We start from the raw sequence: 11,830 nt of genomic DNA on the forward strand, positions 1-11,830 counted from the left end.
TTTACCGCCCAACTCCAGCGTGACGCGTTTAAAGGTGTCGGCGGCGCTGCGCAAAATCGCTTTGCCGGTGGCGGTCGAGCCGGTAAAGGAGATTTTCGCCACCTGCGGACTGCGGCTCAGGGCTTCACCAACGCTGGCACCGCGTCCGGTGACGATATTAAACACCCCCGCAGGCAAACCGGCGGTGTGTAGCGCCCTGGTGATCACCTGGGTCTGCAACAGGCTGAACTCGCTGGGTTTGATCACGGCGGTACAGCCTGCGGCAATCGCGGTCGCCAGTTTGTGGCAGATAAAGCCGGCGTTGCTGTTCCATGGTGTGATCAGGCCGGCAACGCCGAGCGGCAGCATCTGCACCTGCGCGCGGCCTGCCTGTTGTACAAACGGATAGCGTTTCAGCTCTTCAATGACCTGCAGAATCACGTCAGCCGGATAGCGGCTCATCCACTCGGAGCGTGCGGTGGGCGCGCCGTACTCCTCAAGGATCGCCGCGCGCAGCTCGCTTTCGGCACGGTTAACTGCATGGTACATCTGTTCCAGCAGGGTGATGCGCTGCGCCACCGTGGTCGCGGCCAGGGCGGGAAACGCCGCCGCGGCTGCCGCAATTGCGCGTTCAGCATCCTGCGCATTGGCCAGACGCGCTTTACCGATTACGCTGCCATCGGCAGGTTTGATAATATCCAGCCATTCATCGCCGTCAGGAGTGACAAACTGGCCGTTGATATAGATGTGTTCAATCATGTGCATGGCTATGCTCCTTTGCATGTTGCGTGGCGGCAAAGTAGCACGCACCACCGGCGGCGATAATCCGCCTCCGCCTGCAAAGGGTATTGCGCGAAACGGAATAATAGATGAACCGGACAGGTCTGACTGAACTGGAAATTGTGCTGGCGGTCGCGCGGCGCGGCACCTTTAAAGCGGCGGCCAGCGAGCTGGAGATGTCGCCTTCGGCGGTGACCAATGCGGTTGCCGCGCTGGAGAAACGGCTGGGCGTGCGGCTCTTCAACCGCACCACGCGCAGCGTCGCGCTGACCGATGCCGGACGGCGTTTCAGCGAGAAAATTGTGCCAGCGCTGGCGATGATCCGCAGCGCGGCTGAGGAAGCCGGCAGCGATCCGGGCGATCCGGCCGGCATGCTGCGTCTCAACGTGCCGCCGGAGAGCAGCGCGCTGTGGTACGCATCGATATTGCTGCCGTTCCTGCAGCGCTATCCGCGCATTCGCGTCGATATTTACAGCCAGAAAGAGCGGGTGGATATCGTGGCCGACGGCTTCGATGCAGGCATTCGGCTGGCAGAGGACGTGCCGGGCGATATGATTGCCGTCAGGCTGACGCCGGAAATGCGCATGATTGTGGTGGCCGCGCCAGCCTACCTCGCACACGCGGGCACACCGCAGACGCCAGAGGCGCTCGGGCAGCATCAAACCCTGTGTATGCGCATGGCGGACGGCAGCGTTTACCGCTGGGAGCTGAGCCAGCAGCAGCAGCGTTATCGGCTGCAGGGCGAGCCGCGTATGGCGGCCAGCGACATGAGCGCCATCCACCAGGCGGCGCTGGCGGGTCTGGGCATTGCCTGCATGACGGAACAGCAGGTCGCGGCGGATGTGCAGGCGGGCCGACTGGTGCACCTGCTGCCCGGCTGGCAGGTGCCTCTCGGTGCGCTGTGCCTCTACTATCCGGGACACCGGCTGGTGCCGCCGGCGCTGCGGGCGCTCAGCGAATTTGTGCGTGAGCAGCGTGATGCTTCTGCCTCACCTGAAGCCTGATGACACCTTTTATCAGGCGTTCAGTAACTTCAGCACCTGCTGCGGCAGCTGATTAGCCTGCGCCAGCAGGGCGCTGCTGGCCTGCTGCAGAATTTGCTGGCGCGACAGGCTGGAGACTTCCGTAGCGTAATCCGCATCCTCAATACGGGAGCGCGATGCCGCAATGGCAGCGGTCGCGTTACCCTGCAGCGTTTGCGCCGAGAGCAGCCGGTTAGCAACGGCGCCCAGACGGGTGCGCTGACTGTCGATTTGCCCGATAGCGCGATCCAGCGTGGCGAGCGGATCGTCCGGATGTTTCAGGCGGATCTCTGAACCGGTCTCGGCCACGCGCAGCGTCGTAAAGTTGGTAGAGGCATCGGTAACTGACGACAAAGCCGCCTGGAAGTAAATCTGCACGTCACCCACGCCCTGCAGGGTTTTCAGCATCAGGTTGCCGCTGCTGTCACTGCGGACGAAAGTGGCGGTTTTATCCAGATTGCCGTTCGGCACATCCATGTAGTAATTGCCTTCGGCGTCGAGTTTCAGCACATCATTACTGCTGTTGCCGTCGACATCGGTATAGCGCACATCCACATTGGCCGGATCGAGCGTGATGTAGGAGGTACCGGTCACGCTGTTTACCGCACTGAAGCTGTTAATGCTGCTGGCGCTGGTCGCGACGATGCTCAGGGCGTTACTGGTGCCATCCGAGGTCGCGCTGACGGCGGCGTTGTAATACTGGTAGTTGCCGCCGCCGTTATCCACTTCCATTACATACTGCCCGCCGCTGCGCAGCAGACGGCCATTGCTCACCGCGTTGCCGCTGGCATCGCTGAAGCTAAGGCTGGCGGTGCTGGTGTCGATCGCCGGCGTGTCGGTCACCGTGGTCGGCAGGGTCGCGAAATCACTGTCGGTTTTGGCGGCACCGCCGGTCATGCGTGCCGTTACCGCGCCGCTGCTGCCAAAGCTGAGCGTGGCCGGATACCAGCTGTTGTTCTGCTCAATATAATACTGGCCATTATCCTGCGTTAACGTGGCTGCGGGCGTGGTGCTCAGCGCGCTGCCGCTGCTGTCCTGAAAATTAACCGCCGGGATGGTGCGCGACGCAATGCTGCTGACGTTGCTGTACAGCGGCGCCGGATTGCTGCGGCTAATCGAGACGTTACCGGCAGCCGTGGCGGTGTCCCAGCGCGCACTGACGGCGGCCAGATAATAGACCGGCTTGCCGTCGGCGTCGCTGCTCTGCACGTACTGGCGGTTATCACCACTGCTGCGCACCAGCTGCGGTGAGCCGCTGGCGGGCAGATAGTTCACGGTGATCGCCGGGTTGCTGAACGCCATATTGGTGGCGAGGCCGGTGAGGGTGGTGACATTGGTCACTTTGCCGCTGATGCCGCTGATCACCAAATCCTTAAGTCCCAGTGCCTCCACGCTGAAGCCGGGTGCCGACAGGTCGAGACTGATTTTCTCGTTGTCATTAGCGCCAACCTGGAATCCCAGCTTACCGGCGCTGCCATCCAGCAGCCTGATGCCGTTAAAGCTGCTGGTGGTGTTGAGCCGGTCAATCTCTTTCAGATTGAGGTTAATCTCCGCCTGAATGGCGTCTGAGTCGCTCTGCGAATTGGTGCTGTTTAATCCCTGAACCGCCAGCTGGCGAATCCGCTGCAGGCGGTTATTGATCTCATCCAGCGCGCTTTCCGCGGTTTCGACCAGTGACAGGCCGTCACCGGTATTACGCTGCGCCACCGCCAGGCCGTTCTGCTGGCTGCTAAAACGGTTACCAATCGCCTGACCTGCCGCATCGTCACGCGCGCTGGTGATGCGCATACCCGACGATAAATGGCGGATCGCATCGCCCAGCGCCGCGCCACTTCTGGCAGATTGCTTGCTGGCGTTGAGGGCAGAGAGATTGGTTTGCAGGCTGATCATTTCCGGGCTCACTGATAAATACACTGATAGCGTTATCGGCATTTACCGGCTTTCTTTAAAAAAATATTTGGCCTAAGTCACGTCAGCGAAGCGCTGATTGTTAAAATAAGCAGCATGAAATCGCGCTAAGTTGAGTTTGTGATGCGGTAAGGATCTGTATTTTTCTGCACGGCGCTAATTTATAGAGGCAGGGCTTGACGACTACTAAAAATAGCAGGTCAACAGAATGAATAAAGATTATTACTGCTTAAGCGGGACGGCGAGGGCGTAACCCATTGCGATAACAACCGCTTAGGATGCTACTGGACTTATCCGCCGGTTTCCCTGCTCTTATTCCTGGTCAGCAGCGCGCGCCGCCCTTATCAATCGCCGCGGTTGCGCTTTATCCATGCTAATCAGTCAGCGCGAAATAAGGCGGCGGGGCGAGTGAGTAAATTCCGTTTTGGTCTGGAAGGCATTGACCTTATAACTGCGCCTGGTAAGAATGCGGTAAAAGTTTTGAATCAGATCGCAATTTTTGGCCTTGTGCCATTTGCAGTCCGGCTGCGATAGCCGGACTGAATTAACGCCACTTGCACCTCGCGCCGCGCAACACACATCGCGGCGTAATAAAAGTGCAGGGCATACAGCAAATATCGTTAATGTCGTAACGCTCGTTGCGAAGGCCCGTCGAAAGATGCACCTTTTCAACCGCGGTCGGCAGTTCCCGTTCTCCTGATGCGGCAAAAAATAGCTGGAGAGGTAGCGCCGATCAGGATAACGAATAAGCCTCTATCTGATAAATGTTTTACCCGGCAGCAATGCAATAAATACGTTGCTGTGCAGGAAGCGTTGGGGCTAACTGGCTGATAAATCACTGAACTCTGCGGAGTGCAGCGCCCCTTCTTTACGCCTGAAAATGCACCAAAGAGAATTTCGGCACGCTGGTCGCTGTAAGCCAGGGGCGGTAGCCTGCGGTTTTTACCCTTTAAATCGCCAGATAAACCTGACCTGAATATATAGCGAAATTCTTATCTGGTTCCAGCAAAAAATAGACGTGTTCCGGCGGTCATATTTTGCTGAGGAAACTCTGAAAACAGCGGCGTATTAATGTTAAGCCGGATGAAAGCATGGGCCGTTAAACGTTAAGCATTAACGGTTCAGTATCGATTTTTATTTTGTCACGGCGGGTTCAACCCCCAATAAATTATGTTTTGAGGTCATATGCAAACTCCCGTTAACGACGTGCTGATTAGCGTCATTGTGCCGGTGTATAACGCCGCAGCTTATCTGGAAAGATGCATCGACAGCCTGCTGCAGCAGGATGAGGTTCGCTTTGAGGCCATTTTTATTAATGACGGCTCCAGCGATGACTCGCTGGCGATCCTGCAGCGCTACGCCGGTTATCCGCAGTTCCACCTTATCAGCCAGGCCAACGCGGGCGTCTCGGCGGCGCGCAACCGGGGCATTCGCGCCTCGCGCGGCCGGCTGCTGTGTTTTTTAGACGCCGATGACTTCCTGCCGCCCCAGGCCTTCTCTACGTATGTGCGGCTGATGAGTGATGAAACGGCGATGGTGGTGGGTGAGTCACAACACTTCAACCCGGACGGTGCCCCGCTGGATTTTCCCGCCAACCGTGAACAGGCGCACACGCTGTCGGTGTCGGCGGCGATTAACGATCTGCTCTATTACCATCCGCGCCACGGTATCTGCGACAAGGTGTTTCGCGGCGATGTCATTCGTCAGCACCGGCTGCGGTTCAACGAAGAGATCGCCAATTTCGAAGACCTGCTGTTTGTCATGAACTACCTGCATCTGCAGCAGGATCGCCAGGTAGTGATGACGCAGCGGGTGGTTTATCACTACGTCAAATCCACGCACTCCGCCACGCGTTCGGCGCTGCGGGAAAAACATTTCTCTTTTGCCCGCTCGTTCAGCGGCATGAAGGCGTTTTTATCGAGCCAGCATTATCGATGCTATTACCACCTCTATTTAAAAGTCACGGCGTCTTACATCCACAAAGGGCTGCACAGCGACAGCCTGAGCCGCGCCTTCATTGATGAATACATCACGCTCTATCGCCGCAGTTTCCGCAGCTGGTGCACCGCCGGACCGCTACTTAATCCGTGGAGCCTGTACTTTGCGCTGTTTTTCATTAGCCCGCGCCTGGTTTCACGGCTGCGCCGGCTGGCAGAGAAATAATCGCACCGGAGGCGTTGTGAAAGACAAATTAAAAAACTCCATGTGGATGATTGCCGAAAAGCTGATTGCGGTATTCGGCCTGATCTTTGTCACCTCCTACGTGGCGAAATACGTCGGGCCCACCACCTTTGGCATTATCTCCATCGCCATGCTGGTATTTCAGTTTATTCAGACCATCGCACTGATGGGCAGCGATGTGATTTTGCTGAAACGCATCGCGCAGAATCATCACTCCGGCCTGCGCCTGATGATGGCGACCTTCCTGCTGGTGCTGGTGCTGTATTGCGTGCTGTCGATTGTCGGCATGGCGATTATGGAAGAGGAGTGGAGCGCCGACGCGCTGGTCTTTATCTGCGCGGCAGCCATTGCCTGCCTGTTCTCATCCATTGACCTGGTCAATATTTACAACGAAGCGAGGCTCAACGCGCGTCTCAATGTAATTGCCAACGTCATTGGCCTGACGATCAGCCTGACGGTGCGCTTTCTGATCTCCTATTACCAGCTCGAACCGGCCTGGCTGGCGATCCCGATTGTGCTCGCCACCTTTATTCCTTTCACCATCAAGTTAACGCTGTTTCTGCTGTATGAGCGGCGTGCACCGCTTCCGGCGCTGCGCCACGTGAAAAAGTATTCGCGTTACATGCTGGTGTCCGGCATGTCGCTGATCTTCTCTGCGATTGCCGTTGCGCTGTATACCCGCGTGAATCAAATCAGCGTCTCTTATTTTCTCGGCGTGAAAGAGGCGGGCATTTTTTCCGTGGCGCTGACGTTGTCGACCGCCTGGGTATTTTTACCCAGTGCGCTGCTGGCGTCGTTTTATCCGGCGTTTTTTGCTGAGCGTAATGACCAGCAGGCGATCGTCAAAGCGCAGAAACTGCATCTGCTGGTAATTGGCGTTTCCGCTGCGGTAATTGTGGCGATCTGGCTGCTGTCGGGCTGGTTTATTCGTGACTTCTACGGTGAGCAATATCTTGATGCGGTCGCGCCGACGTTATTACTCAGCCTCGGTGCGATGTGCGCGGTGCTGAGCAGCGTCATGGATCGCTTCATCATTAAATATAACGGCTATCGCTATCTGGTGAAGAAAACCTTCGCGGTATTAGTGATTTGCCTGCTGTCGTCGCTGCTGCTGGTGCCGCATTTCGGCTTAACCGGTGCCGCCATGAGCGTGGTATTAACCGAGTTTTTATCGTTCTCCCTGCTGAATTACTTTTTCCCGGCACAGCCGGTCATGCGTATTCATCTGATCTTTTTCAACCCCAGGAAACTATGGCAGCTCTTTAGCACTATCAAAACCTCAGACAGTAAAGAGAGTTTATCATGAATGAAAAAACGCTATTTAGTATTATCATTCCCGTCTATAACGCGCAAAACACTATCCGGCGTACGCTGCAAAGCGTATTAAATCAAACCTTCAGTAGCTATGAAATAATTGTTGTCAACGATGGCAGTCGCGATAACAGTGCCAGAATTTTGCAGGAATTTGCTCACTATCCGCAGGTTACGGTGCTTAATCAAATTAACGCAGGCGTCAGTGCGGCTCGTAATAGCGGGCTGCAGCAGGCCAGCGGGGAATATGTCCTGTTTCTCGATGCGGATGACTGGGTTGACGATAACTTTCTGATGAGTTTCAAACTCAATCTCAATGCCTGGCCGGCCGAAGCGGTGGACTTAATGGTCGGCAATCTCAACGACAACCGTATCGGCAAAGTCTCGCAGGCGGGATTCTTCAGCCAGCAGGATATTCCTTACGTGCTGGGCGAGCTGGAGATGAGCGACAACATTGGCTATCTGCATAATAAATGTTATCGCCGCCAGATTATTGACGATCTTCATCTGCGCTTCATGGAAGGCGTCTCGATGAGTGAGGACCTGCTGTTTAACCTGAAGTTTTTCAGCTGCGTCAGTAATTTTCTCATTACCCCAGGCGCGGCTTATCACTATGAGGATGTGGCGGGATCGCTGTCGAAACGTAAAGTGCAGTACAGCGAACTGAAAGTGCGTAAACAGTCGCTCACCGATTTGTACGATTCGATTGTGGAAAAGTACGCGTCGGGTAATCTCGACCATTTTTTAAAAGCAATCTCGAAACGCGTGCTGGCACTGGATATGCAGATTGTCACCGCTATGTATCACGCCTCGTTTTCACCTGCTGATATTGCGCAGGAAATTAATCAAATCAAGCGCGGAAAATATTCTAAAGGTATTTTTACGCTGCTGAATAAAAATGAAAAACTGAAGTACATGATTATGAATTTGAATACTATCACAGCGTACTATTTCCTTTATGCCCTCTACAGAATGCGGGCGTTCTGATTTTCAATTCTCCCGGCGTTATCCTCTGGCGACGTGCTGCGTTGCCCGAGGCTAGCTGCCGGGGGAGTTTCCTCCTCAGCGCTCTGCTGCTGGCAACATCCCCGCACTTCATTCTCCCGCTCACGTCCACTTCGCTCTGTGTCTTGCACTCCTGACGCTTCTCAGGTCAAATAGCGCCCAGGCAATCGATTGCGTGCGTGTTTTGTGCGTTATTGTTGCTTTTATCGCCATCTCGCGCATTTTTACCGCCTTTGTGATGCATGTCTTGCGTTGCGGCAATCCACGCCGGGCAAAAACGGGTAGCATAGGCGCGTTTTGTGAAGCGACCGCACGCTGCAGGCCGCCGCGAATTTTTAGCCGTCGTTCCGGCTGCATTTGAGACAATTTTGGAGAGACAGATGGATAACTCACAAACCGGTACCCTTGGTACGGTGGAGGCGGCAGCTACCGGCTGGCGCAAGAGTGATACGGTGTGGATGCTGGGCCTGTACGGCACCGCGATTGGCGCAGGGGTGCTGTTTCTGCCGATTAACGCCGGCGCGGGCGGGCTGATTCCATTACTCATCATGGCGATTCTCGCCTTCCCGATGACCTTCTTTGCGCACCGTGCGCTGACGCGCTTTGTGCTCTCCGGCAAAAATACCGGTGCGGATATCACGGACGTAGTGGAAGAGCATTTCGGTGTCGGCGCCGGTAAGATCATCACGCTGCTCTACTTCTTTGCCATCTACCCGATCCTGCTGATGTACAGCGTAGCGATCACCAATACCGTGGACAGCTTTATTGTGCACCAGCTCGGGCTGGTATCGCCGCCGCGTGCGCTGCTGTCGCTGATTTTGATCGCTGGCATGATGACGGTGGTGCGCTTCGGCGAGCAGATGATTGTCAAAGCGATGAGCGTGCTGGTGTTTCCGTTTGTGGCAGTGCTGATGTTGCTGGCTGCGTATCTTGTGCCGCACTGGCACGGCGCGGCGCTGGAGACCTTATCGTTTGCGCAAAGCGGCAGCGACAGCAGTATCTGGATGACGCTGTGGCTGGCGATTCCGGTGATGGTGTTCTCCTTTAACCATTCGCCGATTATCTCGTCTTTTGCCGTGGCGAAACGCGCCGAGTACGGTGCCGGCGCGGAGAAGAAGTGTTCACGCATTCTCGCCAGCGCCCATCTGATGATGGTAGTGACCGTAATGTTCTTTGTGTTCAGCTGCGTGCTGAGCCTGTCGCCCGCCGATTTACAGGCAGCAAAGGCGCAGAACATCACCATTCTCTCCTATCTGGCGAACCACTTTAACGTGCCGATGATTGCCTGGATGGGGCCGATTGTCGCCATCGTGGCGATCACTAAATCGTTCCTCGGCCACTATCTGGGCGCGCGTGAAGGCTTTAACGGCATGGTAGCGAAGTCGCTGCGCAGCCGCGGCAAAACCATCACGCCGCAGAAAATGAATCGCCTGACCACGCTGTTTATGCTGCTGACTACCTGGCTGGTTGCCACTCTGAACCCAAGCATTCTCGGCATGATTGAGACGCTGGGCGGGCCGGTGATTGCGATGATTCTGTTCCTGATGCCGATGTACGCTATTCATAAAGTCCCGGCGATGCGCCAGTACAGCGGTAAAATCAGCAACCTGTTTGTGGTGCTGGTGGGGATTCTGGCGATTTCTTCCATCGCTTATTCGCTGATGAATTAACAGCAGGGCGCGGTGCGCCGGACCCGATGCGCACCGCCATAACAATGCCAGCGACACTGAACGGCCCCGTCTGACGCATGCAGAACGGGGCTGTCTGTTTTAAACCGCAGCGGTTTTAAACACGCTCATCGACTGCGCCAGACGATCGGCCTGCTCCTGCAGCGCCTGAGACGCAGCGGACGCTTCCTGCACCAGCGCGGCGTTCTGCTGCGTCACCGCTTCCATCTGCGTAATGGCCTGATTGATTTCACTGATGCCGCTGCTCTGTTCGCTGCTGGCGATGGTGATTTCGCTCATGATCTCCGCCACGCTGCTTACGCTGTTGACCACTTCACCAATGGTTGAACCGGCGTGCGTCACCAGACGGCTGCCTTCATCCACCTTCGCCACCGAGTCTTCAATCAGCACTTTGATCTCTTTCGCCGCGGAGGCAGAGCGCTGCGCCAGGTTACGCACTTCGGTGGCGACGACGGCAAATCCGCGACCCTGTTCACCAGCGCGCGCCGCTTCGACCGCCGCGTTGAGCGACAGGATATTGGTCTGGAAGGCGATAGAGTCGATCACGCTGATGATATCGACAATCTTCTTCGAGGAGAGGGCAATCGCCTCCATCTTCACAATCACCTGCTCCATCACTTCACCGCCTTCTTTGGCGACGCCGGAAGTTTTCGCCACCAGCGAGTTGGCTTCGCGCGCATTGTCGGCGTTGTGCTTCACGGTAGCGGTCATCTGCTCCATCGCAGACGCCGTCTCTTCCAGCGAGCTGGCCTGCTGTTCAGTGCGCGAAGAGAGATCGATGTTGCCGCTGGAGATCTGGCTGGACGCCACGGCGATGGTGTCGGATCCGGCGCGTACATCGGAAACAATGGTCAGCAGGTTATCGTTCATCGCCTGCAGAGCCTGCATCAGCGCGCCCGTTTCATCTTTGCTGCGTATTTCAATGCGCGAGCTGAGATCGCCGGCAGCCACTTTGCTGGCGATGGTCACCGCTTCATTCAGCGGATGCACAATCGAACGGGTCAGCAGCCAGCCCATCACCACGGCAGCGAGAATGGCGAGCGCGGAGAACACCAGCGTGACTTCAATCGCCGTGGTGCCATCGTCGATAATGCCGGCGCCTTCCTGCTGGAGCTGCGAGGACTGGGAATCAGCAAATGCCACCGCCAGGTCGAGGTAGGCATTCTGCACGGCGGTAATTTTTTTCAGTACGTAGTAGCTGGCGTCATCGGCTTTACCGGCCCGCACCAGATCCAGCACCTCATTTTTCTGCTGTTCAAACTGCTGACTGGCAGCCAGCAGGCTGGCAATTTTCTTCTTGCCCACGGCGGTAATCTGAATCGCTTCGATCTTCTTCATCGCCGCGTTGGTACGGGCGGTGGCGTCTGCCAGCTGCTGAAAGCGCTGCACGTTGAACTGCGGTCGGGTGGTATCGATGACGATGCCGCGCAGGTATTTGATCTGATCGTTGACGCCATCGCGCACGTCAAAGCCGAGCCGCACTTTTACATAGCGATCTTCCACAATCGAAGTAATGCCGCTCTTAATGTTGTTGATCTTCATGATTGAGGTGATACCAATCACCACCAGTAGTGCCACCACTAAGCCAAAGGCGATGCCCAGACGGACGCCGACCTTCATATTCTTTAAGCTCAACATTGGATCTCCCCGCAATGCCAGAATGCTGTTGTATTAAAATGGAAACGCAGACGATGGGTCTGCAATATGTCGATGATGTGTAAAGGAAAGATTTTTTGCCATTGCGACGAGACGGGTCTGGCGCCACCAGCGCAGGCGCTAAAGTTATCGGTTGCTAATGTTTTAACTTTAATTTTTTAGGGATTTGTCACAAAACGGTTAAGAGGGCTTAAGGTTGATTAATCACTGGTCGTAATTAGCTGGCGTCACGGCCTGTGCCGGTGCGCAAAATTGCGCACCCGACAAAAACGCGCAGAGGCGGATGCGATATCTGCATTA

8 protein-coding genes are annotated in these 11,830 nt (G+C 55.9%); 5 read left to right on the plus strand and 3 right to left on the minus strand.

All coding sequences use genetic code 11. The annotated features are described in order from the left end of the window. The coding region (locus tag ERD80_RS14775) for an aldehyde dehydrogenase family protein (RefSeq protein WP_136547411.1) at nucleotides 1–744 on the minus strand (744 nt) is incomplete at its 3' end. Nucleotides 745–848: 104 nt separating this feature from the next. Here ERD80_RS14775 and ERD80_RS14780 point away from each other — a divergent pair. Then, complete coding sequence (locus tag ERD80_RS14780; RefSeq protein ID WP_136547413.1) at nucleotides 849–1,763, plus strand: LysR family transcriptional regulator; 915 nt, start codon at nucleotides 849–851, stop codon at nucleotides 1,761–1,763. Between the two features lie 12 nt (nucleotides 1,764–1,775). On the opposite strand, the gene ERD80_RS14785 is transcribed toward ERD80_RS14780, so the two are convergent. Further along, a complete protein-coding gene (locus ERD80_RS14785) occupies nucleotides 1,776–3,671 on the minus strand; it encodes a flagellin (protein WP_168926282.1) in 1,896 nt (631 codons plus the stop codon). Nucleotides 3,672–4,874: 1,203 nt separating this feature from the next. Here ERD80_RS14785 and ERD80_RS14790 point away from each other — a divergent pair. The 4 genes from ERD80_RS14790 (at nucleotide 4,875) to ERD80_RS14805 (ending at nucleotide 9,856) form a co-directional block, all read left to right on the plus strand. After that, nucleotides 4,875–5,852 (plus strand): glycosyltransferase family 2 protein, encoded by a 978-nt coding sequence (locus ERD80_RS14790; protein ID WP_132466357.1) that lies wholly within the window; start codon nucleotides 4,875–4,877, stop codon nucleotides 5,850–5,852. 16 nt (nucleotides 5,853–5,868) lie between these two features. Further along, complete coding sequence (locus tag ERD80_RS14795; protein ID WP_136547416.1) at nucleotides 5,869–7,176, plus strand: oligosaccharide flippase family protein; 1,308 nt, start codon at nucleotides 5,869–5,871, stop codon at nucleotides 7,174–7,176. Next, nucleotides 7,173–8,168: a glycosyltransferase family A protein gene (locus ERD80_RS14800; protein ID WP_058758003.1), complete on the plus strand. Its 996-nt coding sequence runs from the start codon at nucleotides 7,173–7,175 to the stop codon at nucleotides 8,166–8,168. The genes ERD80_RS14795 and ERD80_RS14800 overlap by 4 nt, the downstream gene beginning before the upstream one ends. A gap of 398 nt (nucleotides 8,169–8,566) precedes the next feature. Further along, on the plus strand, nucleotides 8,567–9,856 hold the full coding sequence (locus tag ERD80_RS14805; RefSeq protein WP_136547418.1) for an HAAAP family serine/threonine permease: 1,290 nt from the start codon (nucleotides 8,567–8,569) through the stop codon (nucleotides 9,854–9,856). 99 nt (nucleotides 9,857–9,955) lie between these two features. Here the strand turns inward: ERD80_RS14805 and ERD80_RS14810 are convergent, their stop codons facing one another. After that, nucleotides 9,956–11,512, minus strand: a complete 1,557-nt coding sequence (locus tag ERD80_RS14810) for a methyl-accepting chemotaxis protein (protein WP_136547420.1) — start codon at nucleotides 11,510–11,512, stop codon at nucleotides 9,956–9,958. Nucleotides 11,513–11,830 lie beyond the last annotated feature (318 nt).

This window comes from Pantoea sp. R102, assembly GCF_004916815.1.
Classification (GTDB): domain Bacteria; phylum Pseudomonadota; class Gammaproteobacteria; order Enterobacterales; family Enterobacteriaceae; genus Pantoea; species Pantoea dispersa.